This is a genomic window from Streptomyces sp. STAM6 (assembly GCF_054963715.1).
The window spans coordinates 1-15,185 of sequence record NZ_JBUEFZ010000053.1 but is presented as its reverse complement, the minus strand read 5'-3'; the positions used below and the strand labels follow the sequence as shown (position 1 = coordinate 15,185).

The window sequence follows — 15,185 nt, the reverse complement described above, 5'->3', positions numbered from 1 at the left end:
GTGGCGGCGGGCACGGCTCAGGCTCGGCGGTAGACCGGGGCGCGCTTCTCCGCGAAGGCCCGCGCGCCCTCCTTGGCGTCGGCGGTGTCGAAGACGGGTCGGCCACGTTCGAGTTCGGCGGCGAGTCCGTCGGTCTCGGTCATGCCGGCGGTCTCGTAGACGGACGCCTTGACGGCCTCGACGGCGAGCGGTCCGCACGCGTTGATCCGTTCGGCGATGGCGAGGGCCTCGTCCAGGGCCGTGCCGTCGGGGACGACGCGGCCGATCAGGCCGATGCGGGCGGCTTCACCGGCGCTGTAGGGGCGGCCGGTGAGCAGCATCTCCAGGGCGTGGGTGCGGGGGATCTGCCGGGGCAGGCGGACGGTGGAGCCGCCGATGGGGAAGAGGCCGCGCCGGACCTCGAAGAGGCCGAAGGTGGCGGAGGCGCCGGCGACCCGGATGTCGGTGCCCTGGAGGATCTCGGTGCCGCCGGCCACGCAGTGGCCCTCGACGGCGGCGATCACGGGCTTGCGGGGGCGGTGGTGGCGCAGCATGGCCTTCCAGTGCAGATCGGGGTCGGCCTTCATCCGGTCGCGGTACTCCTGCCCCTCCATTCCCTGGCCGGCCAGGGCCTTGAGGTCCATGCCTGCGCAGAAGGCGCCGCCCGCGCCGGTCAGTACGACCGAGCGGATCGCGTCGTCCCGGTCGGCCTCGAGCCAGCCGTCGTACAGCCCGACGAGCATCGCCAGAGAGAGGGCGTTCTTCGCCTCGGGCCTGTTCAGGGTGAGCACCAGTGTGGCGCCTTCGCGCCGCAGGGTGAGGTGTTTCGTACCGCCGCTTGATCCCATCTGGGGGCCTCCCGTCTCAAGACCTAGAACAGGTTGCAGGAGCGGACGGGCCAGTTCAATACTTTTCTGACAGTCAGTCAGATTCTTCTGCGCCGCCCCTTCCCACTTGTCCGCACCGGCGCTCTAATGACCGCCGAGCCAGTCGGGCCGGGGTGGAGGAGGAGCGGTGGAGTACAACCTTGCCGACCTGTTCGAGTCGGTCGTGGACGTGGTCCCGGACCGGGAGGCGCTCGCGTACTTCGACCACCCCGGCACGGGGGCCGAGCGGCGGCTGACATACGCGCGGCTCGACGCCGCCGCCAACCGGATCGCCCACCACCTCCTGGACGCCGGCCTGCGGCCCGGTGAGCACCTCGGGCTGCACCTCTACAACGGAGTCGAGTACCTGCAGACCGTGCTCGGCTGCCTGAAGGCCCGGCTCGTGCCGGTCAACGTCAATTACCGCTACGTGGAGGAGGAGCTGGTCCACCTCTACCGTGACGCCGACCTGGCCGCCCTCGTCTTCGACGCCGAATTCACCCGGCGCGTCGCGGCCGCGGCGCCGAAGGCGGAGAGGCTCCGGCACCTGGTGCGGGTGGGGACCCCGCCCCCGGACGCGCCGGAGCTGTCCTGCACGGCGTTCACGGACGCCGAGGCGGCCGGATCGCCCGCCCGGGGGTTCGCGCCGCGCTCGGCCGACGACCTGTTCATCATCTACACCGGCGGCACGACCGGCATGCCCAAGGGCGTCATGTGGCGGCAGGAGGACCTGTTCTTCGCCGGACTCGGCGGCGGCGCGCCGACCGGCGAGCCGGTCGGGCGGCCCGAGGAACTCGCCGAGCGGGTGGCCGCGGGCGGGGACGGGATCACCTTCTTCCCCACTCCCCCGCTGATGCACGGCACTTCGACACTCACCGCGTTCATCGGCTTCAACTTCGGGCAGCGGGTGGTGCTGCACCGCAAGTTCGTGCCGCACGAAGTGCTGCGGACCATCGAGAACGAGAAGGTGACCAGTGTGTCGCTGGTCGGCGACGCGATGCTGCGCCCGCTGATCGACGCGCTGAACGGGCCCCTGAAGGACACCGACCTGTCCTCCCTGTTCAGCGTCTCGTCCTCCGGCGCGATCATGTCCGAGACGGTGCGCGAGCAGTTCACCGCTCTCGCGCCGCGGGTGATGCTGCTGAACAACTTCGGCTCGTCGGAGTCCGGTTTCAACGGCACGGCGACCGAGGACTCCGGGCCGGAGAAGGGGTTCCGGCTGCGGGTCAACGCCCGGACCCAGGTCGTGGACCCGGCGACGTACGCACCGGTCGCGCCGGGTGAGCCCGGCCGGATCGCGCAGCGCGGCCACGTCCCGCTCGGCTACTACAACGACCCGGCCAAGACCGCCGAGACGTTCTTCCGCCGGGGCGACGAACGGTGGGTGCTGCTCGGTGACATGGCGACCGTCGACGAGGAGGGCATCGTGACCGTCCTCGGCCGCGGCTCGCAGTGCATCAACACGGGCGGCGAGAAGGTCTACCCGGAGGAGGTCGAGCAGGCCCTGAAGTCCCATCCGGACGTGTACGACGCGCTGGTCGCCGGGGTCCCCGACGTCACGTGGGGCAACCACGTGGCGGCCGTGGTGGAGCTGCGCGAGGGCGCGGCGCGGCCGTCGCTCGACGAGATCCAGGTCCACTGCCGCACCCGGCTGGCCGGTTACAAGGTCCCCCGCCAACTGGTGATCGCGGAGCGGATCCGGCGCTCGCCCAGCGGCAAGGCCGACTACCGCTGGGCGCGGGCGGTGGCGACCGGGGCGCGGCCTGGGCCGGGGCCGGATCAGTCGAGGGCGTAGATCTGCCCGGTCCGGCCGCCCTCGACGGAGCGGACGTAGCTCTGCGCGACCTCGGCGAGCGGGACCGGCCTAAAGCCCGGGAAGGAGTCGCCGTACTCCGCGAGCGACTCGGTGAACACGGTCGGGCTGACGGCGTTGATCCGCCGCGGCGCGATCTCGATGGCGGCGGCCCGGACGAACGCCTCCACCGCGCCGTTGGCCGAGGCGACAGCCGGTCCGCGGCCGCTGCGGGTCGGGTTCGCCTGGGCGGCGCTGGGGCGGCACACGGTGCCGCTGCTGCGTGGCTGGCGCGACGCCCACCCCGACACACCGGTACGGGTGCACCGGCTGGACGACCCGGAGGCGGCGCTGCGGCGCGGGGAGATCGATGTGGCGTTCCTCCGGGTGCGGCCGGGCGGTGACGCGATCGGCGTGCTGCCGCTGTACCGGGAGCGACGGCTCGCCGCGCTGCACGACGGCGATCCGCTGGCCGTCCGGGACTCCGTGGACCTGGCCGACCTCGCCGACCGGGCGGTCGCCCTGTGCGCGACGGCGGCCACCACCAGCGCCGGTCTGTGGCCGGCCGAGCTCCGGCCCGCGGGCACGCTGGAGGTGGCGAACGTCGACGAGTGGCTGACGGTCATCGCCACCGGCGACGCGGTCGGGGTGACCGCGGAGGCGACGGGGCACAGCCATCCGCACCCCGGCGTGGTGTACCTGCCGATCGCCGACGCCGAGCCGGTCACGGTGTTCCTGGCGTGGCCTCGCACGCCCACGCACGGCGCCACGGAGGCGTTCCGGGACCATACGCGCCGGACGGTGGGTGCGGTCGGACCGTGACCGCGCGCCGCGATCAGCGGGCCGCGGACAGGAACGCGGCGACGGTGCGGACGAAGGCGGCGGGGTCGTCGAGCCACGGGTAGTGCCCCGCGCCGGGCTGCACCGCGATCCGGCCTGCCGGGAACGCCGCGGCGAGTTCCGCTGCGCGGGCGGGCGTCGGGCCGCCGTCGTACTCGCCGGCGTACACGAGCACGGGCGCGGTGAGGCCGGCGAGCGCCGCGCGGGTCTCCTCCGGCGTGTAGGCGGCGCCGGCGTCGTGGAAGGCCGCCGAGGCGGTCGGGTTGATCTGCCGCTGCGCGGTCGCGGCGAACGCCCGCGCGGTCTCGTCCCACCGCCCGTACATGAACGGGTCGATCAGATCCCAGAGCTCCCCCGGGTCCCGGCCGGCCCAGATCTCCTCGAAGGCGGCGAGCCCGGCCTCGTACCACGGCTCGCCCTTCCGGAGGGAGACGGCGTCGCGCCAGTCCTGTTCGCTCGGGTCCAGGCCGATGGCGCGGGTGCCGCCGGTGACGAGGGTGAGGGAGGCGATCCGGTCGGGGTGCGCGGCGGCGTACAGCACGGCGAGGCCCGCGGCGGCGGAGTGGCCGAGCAGGTCGATCCGCTCCAGGCCGAGGTGTTCGCGCAGCGCCTCGACGTCGGCGACCTGGCGGTCGACGCGGTAGGAGGCGGGATCGGCGGGCTCCGCCGAGTCGCCGGTGCCCCGCGCGTCCGGCAGGATCAGGCGGCGGTGGGCGTCCAGGCCTCCGAGATCGCCCAGGTAGGCGGAGGCGCGCATCGGGCCGCCGGGGAGGCAGATCAGCGGTTCGCCCCGGCCCCTTGAACGACAAGCGAGTCGGGTTCCGTCGTGGGCGTGGAATATCTGCATGAGCATGAACCTCGGGGTGGGGGTGCCCGTGGGCAACGGCATTCCGCGGACGGCGAAGGGGCAGAAAGTGCGGTCCGGACTCTTGCCATGGGGCGGCGGGCTTGGATTACTGATCCACAACAGCTCGACCGAATGATCGGTCGTCCGTTTTGGTGACGGAGAGACGGGAGAACGGCGCATGACGGATCTGCTCGACGCCGGTGAGCGGCTCGGCCGCACGGAGCTCCGGGCTCTGCAGCTGGAGCGGCTGCGGGCCACCCTGCACCACGCGTACGAGAACGTGCCCTTCTACCGGCAGGCGTTCGACAAGGCGGGACTGCGGCCCGAGGACTGCCGCGACCTCGTGGACCTCGCCCGCTTCCCTTTCACCGCCAAGACGGACCTGCGGGACAACTACCCCTTCGGGATGTTCGCGGTGGAGCAGTCCCGGGTCCGGCGGATCCACGCCTCCAGCGGGACGACCGGCCGCCCCACCGTCGTCGGCTACACCGATCGCGACCTGGACACCTGGGCGGACGTGGTGGCGCGGTCGATCCGCGCCGCCGGCGGCCGGCCGGGCCACAAGGTCCATGTGGCGTACGGGTACGGACTGTTCACCGGCGGCCTGGGGGCGCACTACGGCGCCGAGCGGCTCGGCTGCACGGTGATCCCCGCCTCGGGAGGGATGACGGCCCGCCAGGTCCGGCTGATCCAGGACTTCCGGCCCGAGATCATCATGGTGACGCCGTCCTACATGCTGACGCTGCTCGACGAGTTCGAGCGCCAGGGCGTCGATCCGCGGTCGACGTCGCTGAAGGTGGGCATATTCGGCGCCGAGCCGTGGACGGAGGAGATGCGCCGGGAGATCGAGGAGCGGTTCGCGATCGACGCGGTGGACATCTACGGCCTGTCGGAGGTGATCGGCCCGGGCGTCGCGCAGGAGTGCGTGGAGACCAAGGACGGGCTGCACATCTGGGAGGACCACTTCTACCCCGAGGTCGTCGACCCGATCACGGGCGAGGTCCTGCCGGACGGGGAGCGGGGCGAGCTGGTGTTCACCTCGCTCACCAAGGAGGCCATGCCGGTGATCCGCTACCGGACGCGGGATCTGACCCGGCTGCTGCCGGGGACGGCCCGGGTGTTCCGGCGGATGGAGAAGGTCACCGGCCGCAGCGACGACATGGTGATCCTGCGCGGGGTGAATCTGTTCCCCACCCAGATCGAGGAGATCGTGCTGCGCACACCGGGCGTGGCCCCGCACTTCCAGCTGCGGCTCACCCGCGACGGCCGCCTGGACGTCCTGACCGTCCGCGCGGAGGCCCGGCCGGAGGCGACACCCGGTGAGCGGGCGGAGGCGGCACGCGCCATCGCGTCGGCCGTCAAGGACGGCATCGGGGTGTCGGTGGACGTGGAGGTGGTGGACCCGGAGACGCTGGAAAGGTCGGGGGGGAAGATCCGGCGGATCGTGGACCTGCGGGGGAAATGACGTGCGCCGCTGAGCCGTGACGGCCGTAAAGCCGTGGACCGCCCCGGTCGCGGGTGGCATCGTCTGCGGACATGAACGAGCGGGGATTCCTGGCGCTGGCACCGCGGCTCACGACGACGGCCGGGCTGCTGGCGGAGGCGGCGCGGCGCCGGGGCATGCCGGTCGAGACGCTGTCCGCCCGACCCGGCGCCGACACGGCACGGCTCGGCGCAGGCGGGCACTACTACGGGGGGCCGCTCTTCGCCGAGGGCGTCGTCGACGCGCTCGGCGTCGCACTGCTGGAGCCCGGCGACGGCTGGCTGACGTCCCTTCCGCGGGCGTTCACGCGCCGGGACGTCACCGCGACCACCCTCGGCGAGGCGCGCCTGCTCCGGCGGCCGGTCTTCGTCAAGCCGCCGAGCGACAAGGGGTTCCCGGCCGCCGTGTACGCCGACGGTTCCCGCCTGCCGGAATCGCCGGCGCCGGACACTCCGGTGCAGGTGAGCGAAGTGGTGACCTGGGAGGCGGAGTTCCGGTTGTTCGTGCTGGACGGTGAGGTACGGACGGGCTCGCAGTACGCGACCTTCGGCCGGCTGGACAGCGCGCCGCTCGAAGGACACCGCCGCCGGGATGCGGTACTCGGCTTCGCCGGGCGTCTGCTGGCCGAGTGCGGTGACACGCTGCCCGGGGCGGTGGTGGTCGACGTGGGCCTGCTGACGGCGCCCGAACCCGGTGCGCCGGAGGGCTGGGCGGTGGTGGAGGCGAACATGGCGTGGTTCAGCAACTGCTACGCCGCCGACCCCGACCGCGCCCTGGACGTGGTGCTGCGCTCGGCGGGTCCTCGGGAGCGGCTCGCCGCGCGCGACCGGCGGTTCGTCAGGTCCGCGCGTACCGGTCCCTCAGTTCACGCTTGAGGATCTTGCCGCTGGCGTTGCGCGGAAGGGCGTCGGCGAAGAGGACGCGTTTGGGGGCCTTGAACGGGGTGAGGCGTTCGCGGGCGTGGGCGATCAGTTCGGCTTCGGTGACGTCGTCGCGGGGGACGACGACGGCGGTCACCGCCTCGATCCAGTGGTCGTCGGGGAGGCCGACGACGGCGGCCTCGGCCACCGCCGGATGGGTGTAGAGGGCGTCCTCGACCTCGCGGGAGGCGATGAGCACTCCCCCGGAGTTGATGACGTCCTTCACCCGGTCGACGATCGTGTAGTAGCCCTCGGAGTCGCGCACGGCGAGGTCGCCGGAGCGGAACCAGCCGCCGCGGAAGGCCTCCTTGGTCTCCTCCGGCTTGTCCCAGTAGCCGTCGCACAGCTGCGGCGAGCGGTAGACGATCTCGCCGGGTGTGCCGTCGGGGACGTCCTCGCCGTGCTCGTCGACGACCTTCGCCTCGACGTGGCGGACGGGCCGGCCGCACGAGTCCATGCGGCCCTCGTGCTCGTCGGGGCGGAGGACGGTGGCGAGCGGGCCGATCTCGCTCTGCCCGAAGCAGTTGTAGAAGGCGAGCCCGGGCAGCCGTGCGCGCAGCCGCTCCAGCACGGGCACGGGCATGATGGACGCCCCGTAGTACGCCTTGCGGAGGGCGCTCAGGTCGCGGGTGCCGAAGTCCGGGTGACGGGAGAGGCCGATCCAGACGGTGGGCGGGGCGAACAGGCTGTCGGCGCGGCCCGCTTCGACGAGGTCGAGGATCCGGTCGGCGTCCGGCGCGTCCAGGATGGTGTTCTCCGCCCCCACGGCGAGGTAGGGCAGCAGGAAGACGTGCATCTGCGCGGAGTGGTACAGCGGCAGCGAGTGGACCGGGCGGTCGGTCTCGCTCAGGTCCAGTGCCTCGATGGCGCTGGCGTACTCGTGGACGAGGGCCCGGTGGGTCATCCGGGCGCCCTTCGGCCGGGCGGTGGTTCCCGAGGTGTAGAGCAGCTGCGCCAGGTCGCGGGCGTCGCGGTCGGGGTCGTACTCCCGCGGCTCGGCGAGGGCGGCGAGCAGCGAGTCGGCGGTGTCGCGCAGGGCTTTGACGGGGAATTCCCCCGGGAGGCGGGTCACGAGGCCGGGGTCGGCGAGGACCAGGGAGCTGCCGGACTGGTGAAGGATGTAACCGAGGTCGTCGCCGGTCAGGTGCTGGTTGACGGGGACGTGGACGAGTCCGGCGCGGGCGCAGGCGAGAAACGCGATCAGATAGGTGTCGGAGTTGTGTCCGTAGGTCGCGACGCGCTCGTACGGGGCGAGTCCGGAGTCGCGCAGGACGGCGGCGGCGGTGCTGACGGCCGCGTCCAGTTCGGCGTAGGTCCAGGTCCGGTCCCCGTACCGGACGGCGGTGCGGTCGGGGACGCGCTGGGCGGTGCGGCGCAGGACGCCGTCGACGGTACGGCTGAGGAGTCGGTCCATGGCTGGGATCGTGGGCGGTGGCCGGACGGCGGTCAAGTGCATGGCCGCGCGCTCGCGTGGCGTGCCGTCAGGGGCTGAAGGAGAGGAACACGAAGGCGGTGAACAGCACCATGTGCACGCCGCCCTGCAGCAGGGTGGCCCGCCCGGGCACCACGGTCAGGGCGCTGACCACGGCGGTGAGCGTGAGCAGGACCAGGTGGAGGGGACCGAGCCCGAGGACCAGCGGCCCCGAGAGCCAGACGGAGGCGAGCGCGATGGCCGGGATGGTGAGCCCGATGCTGGCGATGGCGGAGCCGTAGGCGAGGTTGAGGCTGGTCTGTACGCGGCCCCGGCGCCCCGCGCGCACCGCCGCGAGCGTCTCGGGAAGCAGCACCATCAGGGCGATGACGACCCCGACGACGGCCTTGGGCAGGCCCGCCGACTCGACGGCGTCCTCGATGGTGGGCGAGACGAGTTTGGCGTTGCCCACGACGGTGACCAGGGCGAGCAGGAGGAGGCCGACGCTCAGGTACGTCTGCCGGTCGGTGGGCGGTGGGGCGTGCTCCTCGGCCCCGGTCTCCGGCGGGGAGCCGTTGCGGGTGACGGGCAGGAAGTAGTCGCGGTGCCGGACGGTCTGCACGGTGACGAAGACGCCGTACAGACAGAGGGAGGCCACGGCCGCGAAGGCCAGCTGCGCGCCGCTGAACTCCGGTCCGGGGTGGCTGGTGGTGAACGTGGGCAGGACGAGGGTCATGGTGGCGAGGGTCGCCACGGTCGCGAGCGCGCCGCCCGAGCCCTCGGCGTTGAAGACGGCCACACGGTTGCGCACGGCCGCGACCAGGACGGACAGGCCGACGATGCCGTTGCAGGTGATCATGACGGCGGCGAAGACGGTGTCGCGGGCGTAGGTGGAGGCCTTGTCGCCGCCGCCGGCCATCAGCATGACGATGAGCCCCACCTCGATGACGGTGACGGCGACGGCGAGGACGAGCGACCCGAACGGTTCGCCGACGCGGTGGGCCACCACTTCGGCGTGGTACACGGCGGCCAGGACGGAGCCCACCAGGCACAGGCCGACGACGGCGACGACCGCCGCGGGCAGGTCACGGCCCCAGCCGAGTCCGAGGACGACCGCCGCGGCGACCGGCACCCAGGTGGTCCACCGCCGTGCCGCCGCCACCATGCCCGTGCCCATGCGGCCACGCTGCCAGAGCGGCCCGAGCACCGCGCGGCACGCTGGTCCAACAGTGCGGCGGGGCCCCGGCCGGTGGTCACCAGCCGTGCGGACGGTGGTCCCCGGGACGCGCGGGCCGTCAGACCTGCCGTTGCCGGTCCGCCCAGTAAGGGTCGCGCAGGCGGCGCTTGTAGAGCTTGCCGTTGGGGTCGCGGGGCATCACGGCGATGAAGTCGACGGTCCTGGGGCGTTTGTAGCCGGCGAGGCGGCCGGCGCAGTGGGCGAGGACGGCGGCGGCGAGTGCCTCGTCCGGTTCATGGCCGTCGGCGGGTTCGACGACTGCCTTGACCTCCTCGCCCCAGTCGGGGTGCGGGATGCCGAAGGCTGCGGCGTCGGCGACGGCGGGGTGGGACAGGAGCGCGGCCTCGATCTCGGCGGGGTAGATGTTCACCCCGCCGGAGATGATCATGTCGATCTTGCGGTCGCGAAGGAAGAGGTAGCCGTCCTCGTCCAGGACACCGAGATCACCGACGGTGAAGAAGTCGCCGATGCGGTTCTTGCGCGTCTTGGCCTCGTCCTTGTGGTAGCTGAAGCCACCGGTCGTCATCTTCATGTACACAGTGCCGAGTTCACCGGGCGGCAGCCGGTTGCCGTCGTCGTCGAAGACGGCGAGTTCGCTGATGGGCCAGGCCTTGCCGACCGTACCGGGCTTCTTCAGCCAGTCCTCGGCGGTGGCGAAGGCGCCGCCGCCCTCGCTGGCCGCGTAGTACTCCTCCACGCACGTCCCCCACCACTCGATCATCGCCCGTTTGACGTGCTCGGGGCACGGGGCCGCGCCGTGGACGGCGTGGCGCATGGACGACACGTCGTAGCGGGCGCGGACGTCCTCGGGCAGGGCGAGGAGGCGGTGGAACTGGGTGGGCACCATGTGCGTGTGGGTGCAGCGGTGGGTGTCGATGAGCCTCAGCATCTCCTCGGGCGTCCACTTGTCCATCAGGACGAGGGGGTGGCCGATGTGCAGTGCGGCACCGGCGAACTGCAGTACGGCCGTGTGGTAGAGCGGTGAGCAGACCAGGTGCACGTTGCCGTCGTAGGGCTTGATGCCGAAGATGCCGAGGAAGCCGCCGAGGTATGCCTCCTCGGGTGGTTTCCCGGGCAGCGGGCGGCGGATGCCGCGCGGGCGGCCCGTGGTGCCCGAGGTGTAGTTCATCACCCAGCCCAGGGTGCGGCCGTCGGGGGGTGTGGCGGGGTGGCCGTCGAGGAGTTCCCCGTACGGGTGGAAGCCGTCGACCGGGCCCACGGCGTACCGGTGGCTCGCCGGCAGCTTCGCCTCGTCGGCGGCGGCCGTGGCCGCGTCGGCGAACCGCTCGTGCGCGATGAGGACCTTGGCGCCGGAGTCGGCGACGATCCAGGCGATCTCGGGGCCGACCAGGTGGTGGTTGACCGGGACCAGGTAGAGCCCGGCCTGGGAGGCGGCGAGGTGGGCGGTGAGGAACTCGACGCCGTTGGGCAGGACGACCGCGAAGGCGTCGCCCTCCCGCAGGCCGGCGGCACGCAGGCCGTGGACGAGCCGGTTGACATCGGCATGCAGCCGGCCCGCGGTCCACTGCTCGCCGTCGGGGGCGGTCAGGACGGTCCGGCCGGGGTCGGCGGCGGCCTGGGCCCAGAAGCCTCCCGCGGACTGGGGCCCGGGGGAGCGTCCTGGCCGTGTGCCGGGGTTCGCGGTCATGTCCGGCTCCTCCTCGCGATGCGGTTGATCCGGTCGACGGCCCGTTCGAAGCCGCGGGTCAGGTCGTCGAAGACCTCCTGGACGCCGCGTTCGGTGGTCATCCGGCCGACGATCTGGCCGACGGGCGTCCCGAGCAGCGGTTCCACCTCGTACCTCTGGATCCTGGAGACCGCCTCGGCGACGAGCAGGCCCTGCAGCGGCATGGGCAGTGCGCCGGGACCGTCCGGGTCGTCCCAGGCGTCCGTCCACTCGGTGCGCAGCTGGCGGGCGGGTTTGCCGGTGAGGGCGCGGGAGCGGACGGTGTCGCCGGAGCCGGCGGCGAGGAGTTTCGCGGTGAGGGCCCTGGAGTGGAGCTCGGCCTCGGTGGTGGTGAGCCAGAGCGAGCCGAGCCAGACGCCCTGCGCGCCGAGGGCGAGTCCGGCGGCGATCTGCTCGCCGCTGCCGATGCCTCCGGCGGCGAGGACCGGCAGGGGTGCGACGGCGTCGACGACCTCGGGTGTGAGGACCATGGAGGCGATCTCGCCGGTGTGGCCGCCGGCCTCGTAGCCCTGGGCGACGACGATGTCGATGCCGGCGTCGGCGTGCCGCCGGGCGTGCTTGGCGCTGCCGGCGAGGGCGGCGACGAGGACGCCTCGGTCGTGGGCGCGGCGGACGACGTCGGGCGGCGGGGAGCCGAGCGCGTTGGCGAGGAGCTTGATGGGGTAGCCGAAGGCGACGTCGAGCTGGTCGCGGGCGACCCGCTCCATCCAGCCGGTGATCCGCCAGCCGGAGGCCTCGCCCGCGGGGAGTTCCGGCACCCCGTGTTTGGCGAGGGTGTCGGCGACGAACTCCCGGTGTCCTGCCGGGATCATCGCCTCGATGTCGGCCTCGGTGACCCCGTCCACGGCCTTCCTGGCCGGCATGACGACATCGAGGCCGTAGGGCTTTCCGTCGGTGTGGTCCTGCATCCAGTCCAGGTCGCGCGCGAGGTCGCCGGGGGCGGTGTAGCGGACCGCGCCGAGGACGCCGAAGCCGCCGGCCCTGGTGATGGCGGCGGCCACGGCGGGGAACGGGGTGAAGCCGAAGATGGCGTGCTCGACTCCCAGTTTCTTGCTCAGCTCCGTCTCCATGCGCGGCAGGATGCCGCAGGGGGACGGACGAGGGAAGAGATTTTCTGATGCTGTGTCAGATTCTTTGGGCCTGACCGAATCTTGACGGACACGCGGGTCAGTAAGAAAGTTTCACGTGTTGCGACAGTTTCCGAAGAATTCTTTCAGGGAGGGTGGGATGGCGGAGGACGAGTCGGGCCGAGCGACCGGTATCAGCCGCCGCCTGCTCGGCGGCGGGGTCCTGGCCCTGGGAGGTGCAGTAGTGATCGGTTCGATTCCGGGTACCGCCGTGGCGGCGGGTCCGGGTACGTCCGGGGGCGGGCGGGGAGTCCTGGGCTCCGGCGGCGGGCGGCCGACGCTGCGCCTGGGCTCGGCGGAGCGGGCCGGACTGCTTCCCGAGCACCTGGACCGGCTGGTCACCGACGCCGAACGTTTCCTCGGCCCCTCCCCCAAGCACCCCTGGTTCGCCGGGGCGGTCCTGCTCGCGGGTCGCGGCGGCACGGTCGCGCTCCACCGGCCGATCGGACACGCCGTGCGCTACGCGGCGTACGACCAGAAGACCGGCACAGGCGTGGAACTCCCGCCGGAGCAGCAGATCCCGATGGCCGAGGACACCGTGTTCGACCTGGCGTCGGTGTCCAAACTGTTCACCTCGATCCTCGCGGTGCAGCAGATCGAGCGCGGGGCGCTGGAACTGGAGGAGAGAGTCACGGCCTACCTGCCGGAATTCGGCGGCGGGGGCAAGCACGAGGTGACGGTTCGGCAGCTGCTCACCCACACCTCCGGCTTCCGCGCCTGGATCCCGCTGTTCGAGGAACCGACGCGGGAGGGGAAGCTGCGGCGGCTCTGGAACGAGGTTCCGCTGAACCCGCCCGGCACCAAGTACCTCTACTCCGACCTCAACCTGATCACGCTGCAGCTGATCCTGGAGGAGATCACCGGTCACACCCTGGACGCGCTGCTGCGCAACGAGATCACCGCGCCCCTCGGGATGCACCGCACACGGTTCAATCCCCCGCCGTCCTGGAAGCCGAAGATCGCGGCGACCGAGGACGCCCGGCGACCGTGGTCGGGCCTCGACCGCGGCCTCGTCTGGGGCGAGGTCCACGACGAGAACGCGTACGGATTCGGCGGCGTCGCCGGACACGCCGGGGTCTTCTCCTGCGCCTGGGACCTCGCCGTCCTCGCCCGCACGCTCCTCAACGGCGGGGTCTACGGACGCGCCCGGATCCTGGAACCCCGGTCGGTGGAACTGATGTTCACCGACTTCAATACCGCCTTCCCCGGTGATGAACACGGCCTCGGCTTCGAGCTCTACCAGCACTGGTACATGGGCGCCATGGCCACCCCGCGGACCGCCGGCCACACCGGCTTCACGGGCACCAGCCTCGTCGTCGACCCCACCACGGACTCCTTCCTGGTCCTCCTGGGCAACTCGGTCCATCCGGTGCGTGCCTGGCGCTCGGGGTCGGCGCCGCGCGTGGCCGCCGCGAACAATCTGGCCCGCGCCGTCCCCGTGCGCCCCGCGCGCGGGCGCACCGCCTGGTTCGCCGGGACGGCCGGCGCGGCGCCCGCGACACTCACCCTGCCCGAGCTGACCCCGCACTCCCCCCGCACCCGGCTGCGCTGCTCGCTGTGGTGGGACACGGAGCCGGGCGCCGACGCCCTGTTCCTGGAGGCGTCGGCCGACTCGGGAGCGACCTGGCGCCCCGTGCCGTTCACGACCACCCGCGACGGGGAGGAGCCCCACCCGCACCCGGCCGGGTCGGTGACCGGCTGGTCCGGCCGGGTCTGGCACCGGCTGGAGGCGGACCTGGCGGCCTGGCGCGGCACGGCGGTACGGCTGCGCTGGCGGTACGCGACCGACCGGCTGTACACCGGGCGCGGGGTGTACGTGGACGGCCTGCGGGTCAGGGACGGCCGGCGCACGCGCTTCGACGAGACCCGTCCGCCGGACGCGGCCCGCATCGAGGCGGAGGGATGGGCACCCTCGGCGGACTAGGGCGTGTTTCGAAGGTCCCGTCCGGCCGGGGGCGTCCCTCCCGGTTCTTGCCGGCCTCGCGAGCCCCGGCACGCGCGGCAGAAACCTTTCACCGGCCCGGCCTGATCCAAAAGAAGCGCCCTGGCAGTCGACACAGCCGTTACGGTGAACAACCATGATCACCAAGGAGTTCGAGGCCTACCTGGCACACCTGGGTATATCCACCCCGGTGACACCGTCCACCGAGACGCTGTTCGCCCTGCAGCGCGCCCACCTCGAGCGCGTCCCCTACGAGAACATAGGCATCCAGCTCGGCCGTCCGCCGGGCATCGAACCGGAGCTGTCCGCACGCCGGTTCGCCGCCGGTGAGGGCGGTTACTGCTTCCACCTGAACGGTGGGTTCGCCGCGCTCCTGGAGGCCGTCGGCTTCGACGTCTCCCGGCACGTCGGCGGCGTCCACGAAGACCCCGAGGGGCGCGGCGCCAACGGCAACCACCTGGCGCTGACGGTACGCGTCGACGGCGAGGCCTGGTTCGTCGACGCCGGGCTCGGCGACGGCCCCCACGAGCCGCTGCCGCTGCGGGCGGGCACCTACCGGCAGGGTTCCTTCACCTACCGGATGGAGCCGTCCGAGACCGAGCCCGGCGGCTGGACCTTCCACCACTACCCCGGCAGCAGCTTCCCGGTCATGGAGTTCGCGGCGGCACCGGTCACCCTCGCGGCCTTCGCCGACGAGCACCTGCGGCTGTCGACGGCCCCCGACTCGCCGTTCGTCGGCGCCTTCGCCGCCCTGATCCGGGACGCGAAGGGCGTCACCCTGATGCGCGGCAAGGTGCTCACGCGCATCGACGCGGCGGGGCGCGCCACACGCGAGATCGAGACGGCCGACGAATGGTTCTCCCTGCTCGCCGGCGTCTTCGGCCGCAACCTGGACGCCCTGACCGCCGAGGACCGGGCCGCACTGTGGGAGCAAGTGACCCGCGCGCACGAGGCCTGGCTGGCCTCCCGGCAGGGCTAACCGGGGACATGGGCGACCGACGCCAACGCGGCAGCCGCGTGTGCCGGGGCTCGCGAGCCCCAGCACGATCCCGGA

General features: G+C 72.5%; 12 protein-coding genes and 1 pseudogene. 6 read left to right on the top strand and 7 right to left on the bottom strand.

The window, feature by feature from the left end; translation table 11 throughout:
- Positions 1 to 17: 17 nt before the first annotated feature.
- Entirely contained in the window at positions 18 to 827 is an 810-nt protein-coding gene (locus ACY34K_RS32180; RefSeq protein ID WP_462753494.1) for a crotonase/enoyl-CoA hydratase family protein, read from the bottom strand.
- A gap of 166 nt (positions 828 to 993) precedes the next feature.
- Here ACY34K_RS32180 and ACY34K_RS32175 point away from each other — a divergent pair, with 166 nt between their 5' ends.
- The gene (locus ACY34K_RS32175; RefSeq protein WP_462753493.1) at positions 994 to 2,640 is read left to right on the top strand and encodes an acyl-CoA synthetase; all 1,647 of its coding nucleotides are present in this window, start codon (positions 994 to 996) and stop codon (positions 2,638 to 2,640) included.
- On the opposite strand, the pseudogene ACY34K_RS32170 reads toward ACY34K_RS32175, so the two are convergent.
- Positions 2,625 to 2,858 (bottom strand): annotated as a pseudogene (locus ACY34K_RS32170) (Rossmann-fold NAD(P)-binding domain-containing protein); the annotation flags it as partial. The gene ACY34K_RS32175 and the pseudogene ACY34K_RS32170 sit on opposite strands and share 16 nt — an antisense overlap.
- Here ACY34K_RS32170 and ACY34K_RS32165 point away from each other — a divergent pair.
- Positions 2,800 to 3,459, top strand: coding sequence for a LysR family substrate-binding domain-containing protein (locus ACY34K_RS32165; protein ID WP_462753491.1), 660 nt, complete (start codon positions 2,800 to 2,802; stop codon positions 3,457 to 3,459). The pseudogene ACY34K_RS32170 and the gene ACY34K_RS32165 sit on opposite strands and share 59 nt — an antisense overlap.
- Positions 3,460 to 3,472: 13 nt before the next feature.
- Here ACY34K_RS32165 and ACY34K_RS32160 read toward each other — a convergent pair whose 3' ends face one another.
- A complete protein-coding gene (locus tag ACY34K_RS32160; protein WP_462753489.1) occupies positions 3,473 to 4,324 on the bottom strand; it encodes an alpha/beta fold hydrolase in 852 nt (283 codons plus the stop codon).
- Between the two features lie 178 nt (positions 4,325 to 4,502).
- Between ACY34K_RS32160 and paaK the strand changes: the two genes are divergently transcribed.
- Both paaK and ACY34K_RS32150 read left to right on the top strand, forming a co-directional pair.
- Positions 4,503 to 5,789 carry a phenylacetate--CoA ligase PaaK gene (paaK, locus tag ACY34K_RS32155; RefSeq protein WP_462753487.1) on the top strand — a complete coding sequence of 429 codons (1,287 nt, stop codon included), beginning with the start codon at positions 4,503 to 4,505 and terminating at the stop codon, positions 5,787 to 5,789.
- Between the two features lie 71 nt (positions 5,790 to 5,860).
- Positions 5,861 to 6,682 carry an ATP-grasp domain-containing protein gene (locus tag ACY34K_RS32150; protein ID WP_462753485.1) on the top strand — a complete coding sequence of 274 codons (822 nt, stop codon included), beginning with the start codon at positions 5,861 to 5,863 and terminating at the stop codon, positions 6,680 to 6,682.
- Here ACY34K_RS32150 and ACY34K_RS32145 read toward each other — a convergent pair.
- The 4 genes from ACY34K_RS32145 to ACY34K_RS32130 form a co-directional block, all read right to left on the bottom strand.
- Positions 6,645 to 8,141 (bottom strand): acyl-CoA synthetase, encoded by a 1,497-nt coding sequence (locus tag ACY34K_RS32145; protein WP_462753483.1) that lies wholly within the window; start codon positions 8,139 to 8,141, stop codon positions 6,645 to 6,647. The two genes, ACY34K_RS32150 and ACY34K_RS32145, sit on opposite strands and share 38 nt — an antisense overlap.
- A 67-nt stretch (positions 8,142 to 8,208) precedes the next feature.
- Positions 8,209 to 9,315, bottom strand: coding sequence for a calcium:cation antiporter (locus tag ACY34K_RS32140; protein WP_462753481.1), 1,107 nt, complete (start codon positions 9,313 to 9,315; stop codon positions 8,209 to 8,211).
- 118 nt (positions 9,316 to 9,433) lie between these two features.
- Positions 9,434 to 11,023 (bottom strand): acyl-CoA synthetase, encoded by a 1,590-nt coding sequence (locus tag ACY34K_RS32135; protein WP_462753479.1) that lies wholly within the window; start codon positions 11,021 to 11,023, stop codon positions 9,434 to 9,436.
- A complete protein-coding gene (locus ACY34K_RS32130) occupies positions 11,020 to 12,132 on the bottom strand; it encodes an NAD(P)H-dependent flavin oxidoreductase (RefSeq protein ID WP_462753477.1) in 1,113 nt (370 codons plus the stop codon). The genes ACY34K_RS32135 and ACY34K_RS32130 overlap by 4 nt, the downstream gene beginning before the upstream one ends.
- 157 nt (positions 12,133 to 12,289) lie before the next feature.
- Here ACY34K_RS32130 and ACY34K_RS32125 point away from each other — a divergent pair, with 157 nt between their 5' ends.
- Together ACY34K_RS32125 and ACY34K_RS32120 are read left to right on the top strand one after the other, a co-directional pair.
- Complete coding sequence (locus tag ACY34K_RS32125) at positions 12,290 to 14,113, top strand: serine hydrolase domain-containing protein (protein WP_462753475.1); 1,824 nt, start codon at positions 12,290 to 12,292, stop codon at positions 14,111 to 14,113.
- A gap of 154 nt (positions 14,114 to 14,267) precedes the next feature.
- On the top strand, positions 14,268 to 15,110 hold the full coding sequence (locus ACY34K_RS32120) for an arylamine N-acetyltransferase family protein (RefSeq protein ID WP_462753473.1): 843 nt from the start codon (positions 14,268 to 14,270) through the stop codon (positions 15,108 to 15,110).
- Positions 15,111 to 15,185 lie beyond the last annotated feature (75 nt).